General features: G+C 65.7%; 15 protein-coding genes. 1 reads left to right on the forward strand and 14 read right to left on the reverse strand.

Features of this window, described 5'->3' with window-relative positions; genetic code table 11:
* Positions 1 to 9: 9 nt before the first annotated feature.
* From ETO60_RS08740 to ETO60_RS08755, 4 genes are all read right to left on the reverse strand, one after another.
* Positions 10 to 1476 (reverse strand): hypothetical protein, encoded by a 1467-nt coding sequence (locus tag ETO60_RS08740; RefSeq protein ID WP_199798862.1) that lies wholly within the window; start codon positions 1474 to 1476, stop codon positions 10 to 12.
* Positions 1473 to 3830, reverse strand: a complete 2358-nt coding sequence (gene glf, locus ETO60_RS08745; RefSeq protein ID WP_234026407.1) for a UDP-galactopyranose mutase — start codon at positions 3828 to 3830, stop codon at positions 1473 to 1475. The genes ETO60_RS08740 and glf overlap by 4 nt, the downstream gene beginning before the upstream one ends.
* A gap of 192 nt (positions 3831 to 4022) precedes the next feature.
* A complete protein-coding gene (locus tag ETO60_RS08750) occupies positions 4023 to 5300 on the reverse strand; it encodes a nucleotide sugar dehydrogenase (RefSeq protein ID WP_130004819.1) in 1278 nt (425 codons plus the stop codon).
* The gene (locus tag ETO60_RS08755; RefSeq protein ID WP_234026408.1) at positions 5297 to 6352 is read right to left on the reverse strand and encodes an SDR family oxidoreductase; all 1056 of its coding nucleotides are present in this window, start codon (positions 6350 to 6352) and stop codon (positions 5297 to 5299) included. The genes ETO60_RS08750 and ETO60_RS08755 overlap by 4 nt, the downstream gene beginning before the upstream one ends.
* A 191-nt stretch (positions 6353 to 6543) precedes the next feature.
* On the opposite strand from ETO60_RS08755, the gene asnB reads away from it, so the two are divergent.
* Positions 6544 to 8505 (forward strand): asparagine synthase (glutamine-hydrolyzing), encoded by a 1962-nt coding sequence (gene asnB, locus ETO60_RS08760; protein ID WP_130004821.1) that lies wholly within the window; start codon positions 6544 to 6546, stop codon positions 8503 to 8505.
* A 13-nt stretch (positions 8506 to 8518) separates the two neighbouring features.
* Here asnB and ETO60_RS08765 read toward each other — a convergent pair whose 3' ends face one another.
* From ETO60_RS08765 to ETO60_RS11510, 10 genes are all read right to left on the reverse strand, one after another.
* On the reverse strand, positions 8519 to 9622 hold the full coding sequence (locus ETO60_RS08765; RefSeq protein WP_130004823.1) for a hypothetical protein: 1104 nt from the start codon (positions 9620 to 9622) through the stop codon (positions 8519 to 8521).
* 313 nt (positions 9623 to 9935) lie between these two features.
* Complete coding sequence (locus ETO60_RS08770; protein ID WP_130004824.1) at positions 9936 to 11105, reverse strand: glycosyltransferase family 4 protein; 1170 nt, start codon at positions 11103 to 11105, stop codon at positions 9936 to 9938.
* Entirely contained in the window at positions 11098 to 12165 is a 1068-nt protein-coding gene (locus ETO60_RS08775) for a glycosyltransferase family 4 protein (RefSeq protein ID WP_130004826.1), read from the reverse strand. The genes ETO60_RS08770 and ETO60_RS08775 overlap by 8 nt, the downstream gene beginning before the upstream one ends.
* Positions 12166 to 12173: 8 nt before the next feature.
* Positions 12174 to 13109, reverse strand: a complete 936-nt coding sequence (locus ETO60_RS08780) for a glycosyltransferase family 2 protein (protein ID WP_130004828.1) — start codon at positions 13107 to 13109, stop codon at positions 12174 to 12176.
* Positions 13106 to 14131, reverse strand: coding sequence for an EpsG family protein (locus tag ETO60_RS08785; RefSeq protein WP_165362155.1), 1026 nt, complete (start codon positions 14129 to 14131; stop codon positions 13106 to 13108). The genes ETO60_RS08780 and ETO60_RS08785 overlap by 4 nt, the downstream gene beginning before the upstream one ends.
* On the reverse strand, positions 14131 to 15093 hold the full coding sequence (locus ETO60_RS08790) for a glycosyltransferase family A protein (RefSeq protein ID WP_165362156.1): 963 nt from the start codon (positions 15091 to 15093) through the stop codon (positions 14131 to 14133). Before ETO60_RS08790 ends, ETO60_RS08785 begins: the two co-directional genes overlap by 1 nt.
* A gap of 53 nt (positions 15094 to 15146) precedes the next feature.
* The gene (locus ETO60_RS08795; protein ID WP_130004834.1) at positions 15147 to 16418 is read right to left on the reverse strand and encodes an O-antigen translocase; all 1272 of its coding nucleotides are present in this window, start codon (positions 16416 to 16418) and stop codon (positions 15147 to 15149) included.
* Positions 16419 to 16430: 12 nt separating this feature from the next.
* Positions 16431 to 17525: a DegT/DnrJ/EryC1/StrS family aminotransferase gene (locus ETO60_RS08800; protein WP_130004835.1), complete on the reverse strand. Its 1095-nt coding sequence runs from the start codon at positions 17523 to 17525 to the stop codon at positions 16431 to 16433.
* Positions 17526 to 17960, reverse strand: a complete 435-nt coding sequence (locus ETO60_RS08805) for a sugar 3,4-ketoisomerase (protein WP_130004837.1) — start codon at positions 17958 to 17960, stop codon at positions 17526 to 17528.
* On the reverse strand, positions 17957 to 18424 hold the full coding sequence (locus ETO60_RS11510; protein WP_130004839.1) for an acyltransferase: 468 nt from the start codon (positions 18422 to 18424) through the stop codon (positions 17957 to 17959). Before ETO60_RS11510 ends, ETO60_RS08805 begins: the two co-directional genes overlap by 4 nt.
* Positions 18425 to 18465: the final 41 nt, after the last annotated feature.

An 18465-nucleotide genomic window follows, 5' to 3' on the forward strand; every position in this document is an offset into this window, starting at 1 on the left:
CCGCCGGCGTCAGGACGACCGCGCCGAAGCCCGGATCGCCAGCGCCAGATCGCGGTCGAGCGGAACGCAGATCCGCAGCAACCCTGCCGATGTCGTCACCTCCTGCACCGGTCCGGCAACCCCTTCTTCCGTGTCGAAGCACGTCACCCGGTAGCGTCCCTCCGCCAGACCGGGCACGGTGACGGACACGGGGCGGGGCTCGCGCCGCGCAAGCCGTCCATCCGGGCCGACGCCGCTCGTGCGCAGCAGCCAGACCACCGCCTGCGCGGCGTCGCCGCATCCGATGGCGGCCGTGTCGGCGGCGTCGCAATGCAGCCGGGCGGCAAGGTTCCTTCGCCGGAAGCACGTCCAGTCGATCAGCGGGAGAAAGGCGGCGAGGCTGCGCTGCGTGCGGCGCATGCCGGGCGTGAGCACGTGCGGATGGCGGTTGGGCCAGCGCATGCCGCCGCCGGCCCCGCCGCTCGCCAGATGCGCCCATTGCATGTGGCGGAACATCTCGTCGTCGAAGGGTTCGGGCAAGGTGACGTGCCGGTCCTTGAAGCTGTGGATCGGGCCATGCTCGCTGTCATGCACCGGGCGTCCGTCGCTCGCCTCCTCGACGGCGGCCTGCATCAGCCGGGCGGTGGCAAGCGCGGGGGCGACCGTGTCGCGCGGATCGTCGATCGTCCCGGCCTCGTAGAGGTGGGTCGAGGCGAAATCGAGCAGCGGGTGGCGGAAGATCGGGTCCACCGTCGCCGGCTCGTCGATGAGGTGCGGTCCGAAAATCGAGACGGTCTGCGGGTGCGCGCGTCCGTACAGGCGCAGCTCGCGTTCGCGCAGGAAGGTGCCCAGGTCGCTGATGAACGGGGCAAGGGCGGCCGGGTCATCCTCGCCCTTCGAGGTGTGGATCTCGTTCCACAGGTCCCAGGCGAACAGCGCCCCGCTCCCGCCCCAGCGGTCCGTGGCGAAGGCCAGCCGGCGTTTCACCGCGGCGCGCATCTGCGGACAGGTCAGCCACTGCCGCCGTGTCCGGCACGGACCGCCATTGCGCGCATTGTAGGGGTGGTGGCGCCAGCGGTTCGACATGAAGAAGGTGTCGAACGGGGTCAGCAGGACGCGGATGCCCGTGCGCTCCAGCATCGGGAACAGGTCGTCCCAGAAGCGGACCATGTTGGGCGCGAAGGTGCCGACCCGCCGCTCGAGGTAGCGGTGATCCCCTTGCGCGTATTCGAGCATCAGCCGGATGCAGGTCACCCCGTGCGCCGCAAGCCAGCGGAGATGCCGCTCGACCGCTTCGGGATCACGGCGGCGGAACAGCGGCGCAAGTTCCGGCCAGGACACGGCGTCGTTGGCCCCGATCGGCGTCCAGGCGGCGCCGTCCTCGGTGACGAAGTAGGGCAGCCCCGGACGGGTGGTGACCCACGGCATGCCGCCCGGTGCCTGCGCCGCCGGCCGGAGCGCGCCGCGCGCGCCCGGCCCGGCGTCGAGCGGCTTCATGCAGCCGTGGCGCTGGCCCGCGCAGGCTCTGCCGCCGCGGTGCCGCCGCGCCGCTCCATCAGCCGCCGATAGGTGGCGAGCGCCTGCCCCACCACCTGATCCATGTTGTAGTAGCGGTAGGTCGCCAGCCGGCCGACGAAACTGGTCGCCTCCTGCTCCGCCGCCAGCGCCGCGTAGCGCTTGTACAGCGCCTGGTTCTCGTCCCGCGGAATCGGATAGTAGGGATCGCCATCGGCGCTCGGATATTCGTAGGTCACGCTGGTGCGGTCGGCTTCCTGCCCGGTCAGGTGCTTGTACTCCGTCACGCGGGTGTAGGGCACGTCGGGGTGCGGGTAGTTGATCACCGCCACCGGCTGCAGCCATTCCCGGTCCAGCGTGCGGTGCTCGAAGCGCAGCGAACGGTACGGCAGCTTGCCGAAACGGTGACCGAAAAACTCGTCGATCGGCCCGGTGAACACCAGGTGATCATAGGTCAGCCCTGGCCGCGCCTCGTCCCAGTCGACCCCAAGTTCAAGGGTGATGTTGGGATGATCGAGCATGCGCGCGAACATCCGCGTGTAGCCCTCGAGCGGCATGAACTGGAACCGGTCGGTGAAATAGCGGTCGTCGGTGTTCGTCCGCGTCGGCACTCGCGCGGTCACCGCCTTGTCGAGATCCGACGGGTCGATGCCCCACTGCTTGCGGGTGTAGCCCTCGAAGAAGAGGCGGTAGAGGTGTTCGCCGACGGCGGAGACGACGACATCGCGCGAGGTGCGGATCACCGGCACCGGCTCGGCCCTGCTGGCCAGGAACTCCGCCGCTTCGACGTCGCTGGCAAGCTCCAGTCCGTAGAGCCTGTTCAGCGTGGTCCGGTTGATGGGAATGGGCAGCAACTGTCCCTCGACCTCGGCGAGCACGCGGTGCTCGTACGGCCGCCAGCGGGTGAAGCGCGACAGATAGGCGAAGATGTCGGGCGCGTTGGTGTGGAAGATGTGGGGCCCGTACTGGTGGATGAGGATGCCGGCCTCGTCATGGTGATCGTAGGCATTGCCCGCGATGTGCGGCCGGCGGTCGAGCACGAGCACCCGCTGGCCCGCGTCGGCGGCGAGCCGTTCCGCCATCACCGACCCGGCGAACCCGGCGCCCACCACGACCACGTCGTAGTGCCGCGACGGGCGGATCATCGGCATGGACGACACCGCGGACACCGCCGCCTTGCCGGAGGACTGCGCCTTGGCGATCAGCGCCGCCATGGCGCTTTGCGTGGCGTCCCAGCTGTTCTGCGACAGCAGCGCATCCGCTTCGGCGAGCCAGTCGTCACCGAGGCTGCGCGACAAGGCGAGCGCCTCGTCGCACCGGGTGACGAAATCTGCCGGGTCGGCCGCGATTCGTACCGCCTGCGTCTGGCCGTACTGTCGCAGCACGTCGGTGATTGCGGTCGACACGACCGGAAGCCCCGCGGCAAGGTATTCGGGCGTCTTGGTCGGACTGATGAAGCGCGTCGCCTCGTTGAGCGCGAACGGCATCAGCGCGACGTCCCAGCCGCGCATGATGGCCGGCAGCTCGTCATAGGGCCGCCCGCCGAGGTAATGGAGGTTCGGCCGCTGGGGAAGGGTGGCCGGATCGATCTTGACCACCGGACCGACCATGACGATCGACCATTGCGGGCGCGCGCGCGCCAGCTCGTCGAGCAGCTGAAGGTCGAGGCGCTCGTCGATGACGCCGCAATAGCCCAGACGGGGTGCAGGCAGATCGGCCACCTCCGCCGGCACCGGGCCGGGCTGGCGCGCCACGGCAAAGTGCCGGCGGTCGATGCTCGAGGGGAAGCAGTGGACCGAAGGGTGCCGCGACCGCTTTGCATCGTACAGGCTGGCGCCGCCGGTGAAGACCAGGTCGGCCCGCTGGAACAGCTCGTCCTCCAGCGTCAGCATGCCTTCAGGCGCCCCGGCAAAGGCCGACAGCTCGTCCATGCAGTCATAGACCACGCACGACGCGTCCAGTCCGCGGGTGAACGGCAGCATCATGGGGGTGTAGTACCACAGCACGGCAGGGGTGCGCCCCTGAAGCCCCTCTGCCAGCAGACGGGCCAGAGCCTCGTTCTGTCCGGCGGCGTCCAGCTCCTGCGGCAGGTAGGGCGTGAGCACCTGCACCCCCGTCCGCTCGCACCGCGCCCGTTCCAGCCGCGGAGCGGCGCCCGGTTCCGAAAGGAAGATCGGTTCTTCCCAGAACAGGACGGTGTGGTCACGCGCGAAGCGTTCCATGAGGTGCTGAGGCCGCTGGGTGACGAAATTCCAGCGCAGATGGCTGAGGCAGAGAAGAATTGGCGCAGCATCTCCAAGCGGGCCCGAACCCGCCTTCCAAGCCTCAGGTTTCATTGGTGATCCTTCAGAAAACGTTGGATCAACGGCGTGGCACGGGGTTGGTTCCACAGCAGCAAAGAAGCTGCCTGCGGCGCACTTCGCTGCTCGCGCAGGAACCTGCCCGCCAAGCGGCGCGACCTTCGCCGGGCGGGGTCGACACGAGCCGGGTGACGCGCGGCCAGCGCAGCGCACCCGGCCGCCTGAGGCTCAGAGAGACCAGTAGCGCATGCCTTCAGGCACGAGATCCCGGCCGATGAACGAGCGCACGTCGATGACCGCGCCCTGCGGCCGCACGACGCGCGCGAGATCGTTGGCCCAGCCGCGGAACTCCTCGTGCGGCACCGCGAGAACCAGCGCGTCCAGATCGGTGAGAGCGGACGCCTCCTGCAGGCGGATCCCGTATTCCTCCATCGCTTCCTCGGCATCGGCGCGCGGGTCGTGCACCAGAACGTCGGCGCCACCCGCCATCAACGCCGCGATCACGTCAGGCACCTTCGAATTGCGCAGATCGGGCACGTTTTCCTTGAACGTCAGGCCCAGCACGCCGATCCGCGGCGTCGCGGCGGTCTGCCCGACCAGATTCAAGGTTTTCGCGGCGATGTGTCTGCCCATGCTGTTGTTGATCCGCCGTCCGGCAAGGATGACCTCCGGGTCGTAGCCGGCCTTCTCGCTCGCATGGGTGAGATAATAGGGATCGACGCCGATGCAGTGTCCGCCGACGAGACCGGGCGAGAACCGCAGGAAGTTCCATTTCGTCCCCGCCGCGTCGAGCACGTCGCGCGTGCTGATCCCCAGCCGGTCGAGAATGATGGACAATTCGTTCATCAGCGCGATGTTCAGATCGCGCTGGGTGTTCTCGATGACCTTGGCCGCCTCGGCGACCTTGATCGACGGCGCCTCGTGCAGGCCGGCGGCGACGACCGAGCCGTAGACCGAGCGGAGCCGGGCCAGGGTGGGCGCGTCTTCCGCGGCAATGATCTTCACGATCGTGTCAAGGCGATGCTCCTTGTCACCCGGATTGATGCGTTCCGGCGAATAGCCGAGGAAGAAGTCCTCGCCCCGGCGCAGCCCCGACGCCGCCTCGAGACGCGGCGCGCACACATCGTCCGTGACGCCGGGATAGACGGTTGATTCGAACACCACCGCCGCGCCCGGCGACAGTCGGGGACCAAGCGTGTCGCAGGCCGCGAGGACCGGGCCGAGGTCGGGTCGGTTCTGATCGTCGATCGGGGTCGGCACCGTGACGATGAAGAAGGTGCTGTCGGCCAGTTCGTCAGGATCGTCCGTGAAGCGGAGAGTGGTTGCGGCAAGATCGGCGTCCTCGATCTCGCCCGTCCAGTCGTGGCCACGGCGAAGCGCCTCGACACGGCGGGCGGAGATGTCGAAACCGATCACGTGTTCGTGCTGACCGGCGAGCGCCACGGCCACCGGCAGGCCGACATAGCCCAGCCCGATCACCGCGATTTTCTCATCCGCCTTCTTCATGCCTTCCGATCCCGAACGAAGTTGATGTACCAGGGCATCGCGCTGCCGAGGCCGCGCACCAGATCGTGGCTCGGCGCATAGCCAAGCAGGCGGCGCGCCTTGCCGATGTCCGCAAGGCTGTGACGGACATCGCCGGGCCGCTCGGGTCCGTGGACGACATCCGCCCGGCTGTCGAAACCGTGGTGCCGCAGTTCGGCGGCGATCGCCTGCTGCAGGGCGTTCAGCGATGTGCGTTGCCCGAAGGCGACGTTGTAGACCTGCCCCCACGCCTCCTCGGCGGCGAGCGCGGCGCGGAGGTTCGCCTGCACCGCGTTGTCGACAAAGCAGAAGTCGCGGCTTGTCTCGCCATCCCCGTTGATGCGCAGGGGGTCGCCTTGCAGCATCGCCTTGATCCACAACGGGATCACGGCAGCATAGGCTCCCTCCGGATCCTGGCGGGGCCCGAAGACATTGAAGTACCGCAGGCCGATCAGGCGTGCGCCATAGGTTCGGCCGAACACGTCGGCATAGACCTCGTTGAACGCCTTGGTGGCGGCATAGGGTGACAAGGGGCGCCCGATCCGGTCCTCGACCTTGGGCAGGCTGCGTTCGTCGCCGTAAGTGGAGCTGGACGCGGCATAGACGACGCGCGTGTCGCCGCCACGCCGCGCAGCGTCGCAGACGTTGACGAACCCGGACACGTTCACCTCGTTGGTGGTCACCGGGTCTTCGATCGACCGCGGAACAGAGCCCAGAGCGGCCTGGTGCAGGACGATCTGCACGCCCTCGCAAGCCATGCGGCAGATGCCGGGATCGCGGATGTCCCCTTCGATCAGCTCGAAACGGGACCAGGCGTCCTCGCCGACTTGTGCGCGAACCTCCTCGAGGTTGCGCCGGTGACCGGTGGCGAAGTTGTCGAGGCCCCGGACACGCTGGCCGAGGACGAGCAGGGTTCCGGTGATGTTGGAGCCGATGAAACCGGCCGCGCCGGTGACAAGCCATGTCCGCTGCTCGGCCTTGATCCGGTCGGTGAAACCGGGATCCTCCTGCAGCCACTCGGGTAAGGTATGCACGCACGCTCCCACGCTGTTCCGCGGCTGCCTAGGCGAAGGCTTGGGCGCTCGCCAGTCGAAAAGCGGGCCGCGCCGCCACTTCGCGTGCGCGGCATGGTCTCTCCGGCGGAGCCGATGCTCCCCGCCGCTCCCGCCTTCGTTGCGGTGGCAGCGGGCGGCATCTATGGCGGGCCTGACTGGAGGCGCTCGGGATGTGCGGATTAGCAGGATTCGTGACGGCTGGTCCGCTTGGCCCGGATGCCATGACGGCGCTGCGGCGCATGACGGGACGGATCGCGCATCGCGGACCGGACAGCGACGGCCACTGGCTCGACGAGGCTCGCGGCGTTGCGCTGGGTCATCGCCGCTTGGCGATCCTTGATCTGTCGGAGGCGGGGCACCAGCCGATGCGCTCGCCAAGCGGCCGGCTGGTGCTGGTATTCAACGGCGAGATCTACAACCACCGCGAGCTGCGGGCCCGGCTCGAGCGCGAAGGCGAGGCGCCGGACTGGCGCGGCCATTCGGACACGGAAGTCCTCCTTGCATGCATGGACCGCTGGGGCGTGCGCACGGCGCTCGAGCAGGCGAACGGCATGTTCGCGCTTGCCGTCTGGGATCGCCGGAGTGGCGTGCTGACGCTCGCCCGCGACCGCCTTGGCGAGAAACCGCTTTACTACGGCTGGCAGGACTCCACCTTCTTCTTCGCGTCGGAGCTGAAGGCGATTGCGGCCCATCCGCAGTTCGCCGCGGAGGTGGACCGCGACAGCCTGGCCGCCTTCATGAGCTACGGCTATGTGCCGGCGCCGCTCAGCATCTGGAAGGGCATCCGCAAACTTCCTCCGGCGCATCTGGCGGAGGTGGAGCCGGACCGGTGCGGGTCCGAACGGGTCGAGCGTTACTGGGATCTGGCGGCCATCGCGGTGCAGGGTGCCTCGGCGCCATTCGACGATACGCCCGAACTGGTGGACCGCCTCGACGCGCTGCTCCGCGACGCGGTCGGCTTGCGGATGGAGGCGGACGTGCCGCTCGGCGCGTTTCTCTCCGGCGGTGTCGACTCCTCCCTCGTCACGGCACTCATGCAGTCGCTGGCGAGCCGGCCGGTGAAGACCTTCTCGATCGGGTTCGACGAACGCGGCTATGACGAGTCCGCCCATGCGCGGGCGGTGGCGAGGCATCTTGGCACCGACCATTGCGAATTGCGGGTCGCGCCTCGGCAGGCGCAGGAGGTGCTGCCACGCCTGCCGACGATCTGGGACGAACCGTTTGCCGATTCGTCGCAGGTGCCGACGTTCCTCGTCAACGCGCTGGCGCGCGAGAAGGTGACGGTGGCCCTGTCGGGCGACGGCGGCGACGAACTGTTCGCCGGCTACAATAGGCACGTCCTTGGCGCGCGCATCTGGCAACAGGCGGCGCATCTGCCGCTCATCCTGCGACGCGGGATTTCCGCGGCCCTGGCGGCTCCGCTCACGGCTCGCGCCGTCAGCAGTGTGGCGCGTGCGGTTCGCATGGACGGCCGGATTGCCGGCCTCGCCGAACGTCTGCCCAAGGTCGGGGCCGTGATCGCCGCCGGCGCGCCGGGGGATTTCTACACAGCGCTTGTGTCGCAATGGCCGGCGCAGCAGAACCCGGTGCTCGGCGTCACGGACGGTCGCGCGATGACGTCGGCCCCCGCCTTTGCGGACTTCCGCAACACCATGCTCTATTTCGACGCGACAACCTACCTGCCCGACGACATTCTCGCGAAGGTGGACCGTGCCGGGATGGCGGTGAGCCTCGAGGGACGGATCCCGTTTCTCGATCACCGGGTGGTGGAGTTCGCCTGGCGCGTGCCCCTGTCGGCCAAGATCCGCGACGGGCGGGGCAAGCACATCCTGCGCCAGGTGCTCTACCGCTATGTGCCCGCAGCGCTCATCGACCGGCCGAAGGCAGGGTTCGCGGTGCCGATCGGCGCATGGCTGTCAGGCCCGCTGCGGCCGTGGGCCGAAGCGTTGCTCGACCCGGCGGCCATGCGCGCGCAGGGCTTTCTCGATGACCGGCGGGTCACGCAGACCTGGCAGCGGTTCCTGCGCGGTGACAAGCACCTGCTGACCCGCCTCTGGTGCGTGCTGATGTTCCAGGCCTGGCTGCAGGAACAGCAGGACCAGCGCACCCTTGCCCTGCGGGCCGCGGCCTGAGCCGCACCGTGCTCTAGGCCGCGGACAGGCGCGCCTCGACCCCAAGGGCGGCGCGGATGCGGTTGGGAATCTCGGCCAAGGGGAAGCGCCGCCCCTTCGCCGCCGCCTGTCCGCTGTCGGTGAAATAGCCGACGCCGTCATGCTCGCCATTCTTGATCGCGACGAAGGCGACGTGACGGCGCAGATCCTCGATCCTTTCATTGCCGACCGTCACACCCAGTCCGGCTGGAATGTCATTCGGGTAGGTCAGCATGACGAAGAGATCGGTGCCGCGGTTGTCCACCGTGAACAGCGGAACACCGTCATCCGCGCGGGCCATCAGCAAGCGGCGCTCCGCCTCCGCTGCCTCTTCGCGCGAGGCGCAGCACACGAGCAGATCGCGCGACATGCGCGGCTCCACGGAGCGGAACGGGACGCCAAGCAGAGTGAGGAACTCCGCATGCTTGACCAGCCGCCAGTAGAAGGCTGTGCGCCCGTAGGGAACCTGGTGCAGGCCGGTGGCCATCATGATCCGCGCCCGGGGAAAGGCGCGGCGCACCTGACCGAGAATGCGGTCATAGAGCCGGTAGACATCCAGCACGGGATCGCTGCCCGGTTTGACGTACCAGTCCGGATTGCGGTGCGACCCGTCATAGGCGGACGAGTTGAACATGTAGTGGTGCTGGATATGGGCGCCCGCGTTGAGGAAGAGCGACGCGAAATCCGGCTTGTGGCTGCGGACCAGACGGATGAACATGTCCGTCAGCACTTGGTCCAGGAACAGCGCCTTGAACCATGGCTTCGCGCGGGCGCCAGCCACCAGTGTCGCGTAGCGCGCATAGTTCAGCGGCGAGGCGTTCTGCAGTCCGCCGACGAGGAAGTCGAAGGCTGAACTCTTGCTGAGGCCGCCGGACGCGTTGTCGTTCACCGCCTGCCGGACCGCTTCGAAGAAGCGCCTGTCGACCGGACCGGCATGCACGCCCGTGTCCGTCCACGGATCGGGGATGAAGAACGCCGGCGCGCGGAGACGGCACTTCGCGTTCATTGGACTGACGGCGCCCACCTTCAGTCCGGCCCGCTCGTGGCTTTCCCAGATCTGGTCCAGATCCGTTCGCACGATGTCGCCGAGCCGGAACATGCCGTGCTCCGGGTAGGTCAGTCCGGTGCGGGCAGTGACCCACTGGATCCACGGCTCAAGCTCCTCGTACCCCCGCTTCGACTCGGTTTCCTAAGTCGTGACGCGCCAAGACTTCGCCGAAGTTCGGCCGCTCGCCGCGGGCGATGTCATGCTCGAGAAATGCGAAGTTGATCTCGTTGAGTTCGAGGAACAGCAGTTGCGTCGCTGTAGAAACCGAGGGCGTTCCCGTGCTTGCGGCAGGAATGCTGCTCCTAGCACCATCGTCCCCCAGGCAGAAGCGAGGGAAACGAAAAGGCGGCGTGGATCACACAAATCAGCCGAAGCCCATGACCTTCAGCATTCCGTCATTGATGCGGTGCACGTCGAACCGCTCCTCGGCGAGGGCGCGGCTTTCGCGGCCCATGCGCGCGATCAGGTCCGGGTTCTCGAGGAAGCGCCGCATGGCAGCCTCCAGCGCGCGGGGGTCGCGGACCGGCACCATGTAGCCGTTCACGCCTTCCTCGACGGTGTCACGGCATCCCGGCGCATCCGTCGTGATGACCGGACGCGCCATGGCCATCGCTTCCTGTGTGCTGCGAGGCTTGCCTTCGCGGTAGGAGGGCAGCACGAACACGCTGCTGCGCGCGAGCCAAGGGCGGATGTCGGCGACCTGCCCGGGCCACTCGATGACGCCTTCCGCAACCCAGGACGCCACCACCTCGCGGGACAGCGCGCCCGGATTGGTGTCGAGGCCTCCGGCAAGGAGGAAGACCGTGTCGGGATTGGTCGCCTTGATCCGCCGTGCTGCCTCGGCATACTCCACGATGCCCTTTTCCCGCAGCAGCCGGGCGACAAGAATGAAGGTGACGGGCGCCGTCACCGGATCGGCCGGCGGAAAGTGCGCCAGATCGACACCCGATCCCCGGACCATCGCCAGCTTCGCGCGCGGCAGCACTCCGCCCCCGCACAGCACGGCGGCGTCGTCCTCATTCTGGAGGAACACCCTGTGGCAGAGCCGGAAGGCGATGCTGTAGAGCCGCGTGGCCGCCATCCGCAGCGCGCGTCGCTTGAGCGTGTCAGCCGACCCGTCGGAGGTGAAGACGTATCCGAGTCCGGCAACCATGGCAAAGCGGCGCGGCACGCCTGCCAGCGTCGCCGCGAGGGTGCCATAGATCACCGGCTTGATGAAATAGGCAAAGGTCATGTCTGGACGCAGTCGCCGCAAAGTGGCGACCAGCCTCAGCATGTCGACCATGTCGCGCGCCGGCCGCAATCCGGTCCGCTCGAGCGAAATGTCGATCGGCTCCGCGCCGAGCGCCCGGACTTGGGCGCGGGTCGTGGCGTCGTGATCCGGGGCGAGGGCATACACGCGGCATCCGCGTTCCACGAAACGCCGGATCAGCGGTCCGCGAAAGTTCGCCAGTGAACCCGCGCCGCTGGTGATCAGCGCGATCGACCGGCTCTCGCCCTGCAGAACGCCGGGCCGTCTCTGATTGTCACCCATGCCGCGACTCCGCCGCCTGCTTCAGCGCGGCGGCCACGCGCGGGGCCTGCGAGGCAAGGGAATAGGAACGCACCACCTTCTCGCGCCCGGCGGCGCCCATGGCTGACCGCAATCCCCTGTCGCTCAACAGGCGGTCCAGCGCCGAGGCCCACTGGGCGCCGGTCTGCGCGACGAAGCCTTCCTTGCCGTCCGCGACGAGATCGACGTTGACGCCGACCGGAGACGCCACCGTGGCGGCTCCGCAGGCCATGTACTGGATGAGCTTGTAGCCGCACTTCCCGCGCGCCCACGGCTCGTCGGGCAGAGGCATGATGCCGATGTCCATTGCCTGCACTTCGGCGATTTCCTGCTCCTCCGACCAGGCCACCGCGGTGACGCCGGGGACGATCGCCGCGCGGGGGGCGGCGCCCACCGCCCGGAAGAGGGCGCCGTGGTTGCGAACCACCGGCAGGATGTCGGGAAGCACCGGTTCGACATAGCGCCAGGTGCTGGGCGAGCCGATCCACCCGACCACCGGCGGCGCATCGTCGCGCAGCCGCGGAACATACGCATCGGTGTCGACCACTGTCGGGACGACCTCGGCATGGCCCCCGGCCTGCGCCACATAGCTGGCAAGATAAGCGTTGCCGCACAGACAGACGGCGGCGCGGCGCATCAACGGAACGAGCTTGCCGCCGAGCAGGTGCCGGACCGCAGCCGAGCCGGCGCTGTCGTACATGTGGAAGATGGCGTCATCGATGTCGTAGACGATGGGGATCCTGACGAGCCGGGCGAGGATGCCGTCGATCACCGGCAGGAAGGGGAACAGCTCGTACTGGACCCACAACACGTCGAAGGCGCCTGCGGCGGCAACATCGCGCAGGCGTCTGGCATAGGCGGCAGCGATTTCCAGCCGCGGATGCGGTTCATCCACGGCCAGTCGTTCCATGTAGCGGTCGTCGAGCAGCGGACGCACCTCGATCTCGACACCATGCTGGCGGAGATGGGGCGCGAACTGCAGCAGCCGCTGCCGCGTGCTCGCCGCGCGGGCGCTGTATTTCGTCAGTGCCAGAACACGCATGACGAGGCTTACCGCCCGCCTTTCGTTCGCCGGCCGGCCATGTCGGCCAGCAGCATCCTGTAGGCACTGAGAACGGCGCCGGCATCGTCAAGCGAGCGCCGCAGCACCGCCTGGGCGAGGCGGGAGACCGGCTCGACCGCGAGCGTGGCTGCCGCGGTCACCACGAAGCCGGCCGGCGAAAAGTGGCGGCGTGCATAGATCAGCCGGCTGCGAAGGGAATAGAACAGGCGCCGCGCCTTGACCTTCTCGGATGTCCCGCCGCCGTAGTGATAGCCCGTGGCGCTGGCCAGGTAGAAGGTGTCCCAACCCGCCTGTTTGGCTCTGAGGGCGAAATCCACCTCTTCGAAATAGACGAAGTAGCGTTCGTCGAACCCGTTCAGCTGCTCGAAGAGCGGCCGCCTGACCAGGAAGAAGGCGCCGATCACCTGGTCGACCACCCGGCTCTCCAGATGATCGAAGCTGCGCATGAAATGGGGCGTGAACACGCGCGGCAGCCGGTCCGCCAGGCCGAGCGCCTGACCCACATAGGTCGACGGGTCGGTGAAGTTGGCGCAGTGGCGCTCGACCGCGCCGGTTCTGCCCAGCAGGCGCACGCCGCAGATGCCTACCCGCGCACCTTCGGGCGAGGTCATGAAGCGCAGCGCCTCGGGCAGGCCGCCGGCAATCAGCTGCGCGTCCGGATTGAGGAACAGGATGAAGGGCGCCGTGCACCGCGCGGCGCCGCGGTTGCAGGCTGCGGCGAAGCCGAGATTCTCGCCGGCGGCGTCGAACTCGATCCAGTCTTCCGCATGGCTCTCGGGAGCTAACGATCCGTCGGTCGACCCGTTGTCGACGACGATCACCCGGTCCACGCCTTCACGGTTGGTCCTGATCGAGGCGAGGCACTCCGCCAGCAGGTGTCCGGAGTTCCAGTTCACGATCACGATGTCCGCCCGCGCGCTCATGACCCGAGCGTTCCTTCGACCGTGGCGCGGTAGGTGAACCACAACCCGTTCACCAGCAGCAGGCTTGGCATCACCAGCGCCATCAGCGGCGTGGTCGGGCGAAGCGCATAGAACAGCGTCGAGAACAGCAGCAGCTCGCTGAAGCGGAGCGCAATGACCGGCGAGTCCCTGAACACGAACAGCGCGGCGATGCCGCCGATCGACAGGAGCAGGAAGGTCCGGCCATACGCTCCCGATTGCGGCACACGGAAGTAGAAGCCGGCCGCGATGGTGAGCATGAAGAGAATGTTCGACACCGAGAAGGCGTTGATGCTTTCGGATGCATTGGCGTTGTCGATGTAGCTGAACACGAGCGGATTGAACTGCGCGAAGAGCTGCGCCAGATCCTGTCCGCCGATGCTGTAGGCCAGCAGGAGAACCCCGCCGATCGCCGCCGCGCCGATCAGGGCAACGCGGCCGGGCAGGAGCATCAGGGCCAGGCCGAGCGAGGTGAGGATCACCGTGCTGGAGTGGAAAAAGAACGCCGCCACCGCCAGCAGGACCGCCACCACGAACCGCCTCTGCCAGACGAAGTGGATGCTGGCGTAGCCGAGAGCGATCGCGAGCGACGCCCGGATCTGCGTGTATTCGAGGATCGGGTAGAACAGCAGGATGTAGATCAGGGCGGCGAGCAGGGGATAGCGGAGGTAGCGCTCGAACAAGGCGAACTTGATTGCGAGGGCCACGAAGGCGGTCACCGTGTAGAAGGTGGGAAAGCTTGCCGAAAGCGGCACGGCGAAAACCCAGGCGGCGATCTCGTAACCCAGCTCGAAGCGGGATGCGCCGTAGAGGAAGGACGGCGAGATCAGGTTGTAGGCGGCGTAATACTCCTCGTAGTCACGCCCCCAGCCCAGCCAGCGGTTGCCTGCGGCAAGGGCGAGAACGACTGCCAGCGCGGCGAGAACCAGGCGCCTGACCATCACCGCCGTGCGGTCGAGCACCTGATCTTCGGCTTTGGGTTGAAAGGGTTCTGAGCGCAGCATCAACATGGTGGTGTCCGGCTCTCGGTCTTGCTCAGCCGCTTGCGCACTGCGCGCGTCAGGCGCCTCGCGAGTGTGATCGCCAGTGCCGGGTTCGGATAGTGCGCAAAGGCCGACAGCAGCAACCGCGCGGCCCGTGCAGGACGTCTCTCATTTAGATGGATCAAGCCGATGTCCGTGTACACGTTCGCCCGCGCGCGGCGTCGTAGCGGAGGCTGCACGAGCGTGTCGACCACTTGCAGACATATCTTGAGCTGCCGGTCGGTATTCCGATGAACGCCTCCCGCGTGGAGTCGATACCGACACAACACTATGTCATCAATGAACTCCATTTTGACGTGGTGCCTTGTCGCGCGCTCGGCGATCCGCAGAAAGGTTGGCCAGTCGTCGAGAACGTTCTGATCGCCCCATGCTCCAGCGCTCCGCAGCAGGTTTGCGCCAAAAACGGTCGACTGCAGCAGAAGAGGCTTGGGAAACGAGAGGCTCAGCAGACGCAAGCGCTCCTGCGGCTCTGATCCGATCAGGTCAGCCGTCTCTCGGCCATAGACAGGTTGCCCGTCGCGTTCCTCCATATATGCCGCCTGGCATATCCAGCACAGGTCATTTGCAGGCTGCGCCACCAGCCGCCGAATGCACTCGTCGAGACCGGAAGGCACATAGCAGTCGTCAGACGCGATGAACGCGACATAGTCGGTTCGCGTCTGCTTCAGACCAAGTGCCAGAGAGTCGGTCAAGCCGGCATTGGCTTTAGTAAAGATGCGAACGAACAATCGCGGGTCAAATGTTCGTTGCAAGAAAAACTCATCCGATCCGTCGCGAGATCCATCGTCAACAATGATGAGTGAAATCAGATGCAGGTAATTGCTGTTCTCAATCGATTGAAGAAGTTCGTTAACGTATTCCAAATGATTGTACGAGCACAAAACAAGCGTCAGAATGCGCTGATCTTGATCTTCTCCCACCATCCGGGCTGGTTGCGGAGAACGAGGTGAATCCTGCCCGCTTTGTCCGTTCGCTGTCATACGTTGCTCAGCCGCGTTTGTGAGCCGGAATATCGGACAAGCACGATGTACCACATTGCCCCAAGATACAGGATGTAGCTGATCAGATATGCCGCCGATGCGCCCTCAAATCCCATAATACCCGTCAGAGCGACAGTCAGCATCCAGAGGGCAATGGCAAACAGTGTCTCCGTTACGATGAAGGTCTTCACCATTCCGCGACCAAGCATGACGAACGAAATGACCCAGCTCGCGATCTTGACGACATCGCCGGCTGTTTGCCACGCAAACAGTTGACGCATGGGAGCAAACTGATCCGTGAACAGAACGGAGATGATCATGTCACGCGACAGGAAGATTGCTGCCGAAAGTACTGCCGACGCCGGGACGACGATGCTGAAGGTCTTGAGGATCTCTGTTCTGAGTTCGTCTGCAAGTCTGATTTCGGCCAAACGGGGAAGATAGTATAAAGTAAGAGTGGCCGTGATGAAGGAGAGATAGATGGTGCTGATCCGGTTCACCGCATCCCAGAAGCCGGCGTAGTCCAGGCCGAATTCCTGACCCAGGTAATTGCGAATGGCGATGTGGCTGATCGGCGTCACGACAGCCGTCGTCCCAGCCATCGCCACAAACCCGAGCAATCCGCGAAAGTGCGTGACGCTGAACGGGCCGAACAGATCGGTCCATCTGAACCAGGACGTTGTCGAAATCTGTTGCAGAGTGACGATGATGACGACCGCTTGATTGATGCTCAGGGCGATCAGCGCACCATAAAGACCGTTCGTGTAGGCAAGCGCGCCGGTCAGGCACAATCCAAGGATCGAGCCAGCGATGTTGCTGACCACGTACCGGCGGACCTCCTTTCTGCCGTTGAGGATGGACAGCAGGAGGGCATTGAAGCTCAGGAAGAACAAGCCTGCGGCAAGCCACAGAAAAATGCTGGAAAAATCCTCGCTGTGCAGAAGTTCCTGAGCGAGCCAATGACGGGAGAAGATCAGGACTATTGCTGTCGCAAGTGTGGCGCCGAGCGTCATGATCGCTGCGGTCCGCCAGACAGCCCTCTGTTCGTGTTCTGAATCGAAGAACTGCGCGGTAAACTTCGTCACTCCCGTTCCGGTCGCGGCGGTTGCGAAGGTATTCGCCATCGAGATCAGATTCTGGAACTGGCCGATCACCGCATAGCCCGCTGGTCCGACATAGACGGCGAGTATCTTGTTCAGCAGGAGCGCTGTGCCCATTCTGATCGCGACAGCGGCGCCGTTGAGAGCACTGGTGCGGATCAGGGTCATGTGCGCAACGTCTTAGAATTTGCGGATCGTCTTCACGACGTGGTCGACATCGGCCTCGCTCATGAAGGGACTGATTGGCAGGCTCAGCACCTGTTGGTGAAGCGTCTCGCTCAACGGGAACGCTCCTGACTGCCAGCCAAGGTGCCGGTAGGCGGGCTGGAGATGCGGCGGCACGGGGTAGTGCACACCAGTCTCGACGCCATGGGCCTTCAGGTGTGCCGCCAACCTGTCCCGCTCGGGGTGCCTGATGACATAAAGGTGCCAGACGGGTTCAGCCCATGTCGGCACCATCGGCGTGAGAAGATCGGTATGTGGCAGTTCCGAATTATAGTATGCGGCGACGTCGCGCCTACGGGCATTGTCACGATCCAGTCTAGTCAATTTGACGATCAGGAAGGCTGCCTGGATTTCGTCCAATCGACTGTTGACGCCAATCGCTTCATGACAATACTTGCGGTGTGACCCGTAATTGCGGAGCATGCTGATGTTTTGTGCATGCTCTTTGCTGCATGTGACCGCTCCCCCGTCACCGAGCGCCCCAAGGTTCTTGCCGGGGTAAAAACTCCATGCCGCCACGGACCCAGGGTCGCTGCCGATGCGCCTGCCTTTGTACCGCGCACCGTGAGCCTGGGCTGCATCCTCAATCAAGGCAAGGCCATGGCGCTCGGCCAAGGACCGAAGAGGATCAAGGTCTGCCGGTTGACCATACAGATGCACCGCGATCAGAGCCCGTGTCGCGGGCGTGATGGCCATTTCGACACGAGCCGGGTCCAGGTTGTAGGTCTCCTCGCACGGCTCCACCGGAACGATTGTTGCGCCGACGTGGGTGACGGCTAGCCATGTGGCGATGAACGTGTTGCTTGGAACGATGACCTCGTCGCCCGGCCCCACACTCGCCGCGGTGAGTGCCAGCGAAAGCGCGTCCAAGCCGTTGCCCACTCCGACAGCAGACGGAGCGCCGCAATATTCCGCAAAAAGCCTTTCGAACTCCTCGACCTCTTTTCCGAGGATGAACCACCCCCGGGACACGACGCGTTCCGCGGCGGCGAGAAGGTCACGGCGCGTGGCGTCATCCACCGCTGCAAGATCAAGAAAAGGAACCCTCATTCATTCACCGTTGAAATGCCGATTGTTCTGGCGAGCCTCTATGTACTGGTCGTAGTCTCTGTAATAATCCGCCTCGTCGAATGCATTCGATGCGAGAACGAGGCACACGGAACCGGAGCTGAAGTTGCCAAGCTCACGCCAGATCATCGGGCAGATGAGAAGCCCCTGGTACGGCCGATTGAGGTGAAAGGTCGTCTTTCGCAAACCATCGTCCAGCCCGACATCGAAACTGCCAGCAACCGAAATGATGAGCTGGCGCAAATCCTTGTGGGCGTGACCGCCCCGTTCTGCCCCGGCAGGAACATCGTACAGGTAGTAAATCCTCGAAATCTCGAACGGCAGATGCCGCACACCTTCGACAAAGGTAAGATTACCGCGTGCATCCGCGATTTTGGGAAGCTCGATGATCGTGCAGAGATGCAGGAGAGGTGTCATGCTCTGTCACGCCTGACAATACGGGCCGGATTGCCCACCACGGTCGCGAAGGCGGGGACGGACCGTGTGACCACCGCGCCGGCGCCGACCATCGCCCGCTCGCCGATGGTGATCCCGGGAAGGATCGTGGCGTTGGCGCCGATGGAGGCCCCGCGCTTCACCACCGTGCGCGCGAAGCGTTCGGGATAGGCCTTGGAGCGGGGGCGCAGGTCGTTCGTGAACGTCGCATTCGGTCCGACGAAGACATCGTCTTCGAGGGTGATCCCGTCCCAGAGCTGCACCCCGCTCTTCACGGTCACGTTGTCGCCGACAACGACGTCGTTCTCGATCAGGACGTGGGCGCAGATGTTGCAGTCGCGCCCGATCCGCGCCCCGGCCATGATTACGCAGAACTGCCACACCCGCGTGCCGTCACCCACGGACGGGCTCTGGACCTCTGCGGACGGGTGGACGAAGGCTGGCATGTCGGAAGAACTCTCGTCGCAAGGGTGACTGGTGGGCCGGC

This window comes from Qipengyuania thermophila, from assembly GCF_004153605.1.
GTDB lineage: Bacteria > Pseudomonadota > Alphaproteobacteria > Sphingomonadales > Sphingomonadaceae > Qipengyuania_B > Qipengyuania_B thermophila.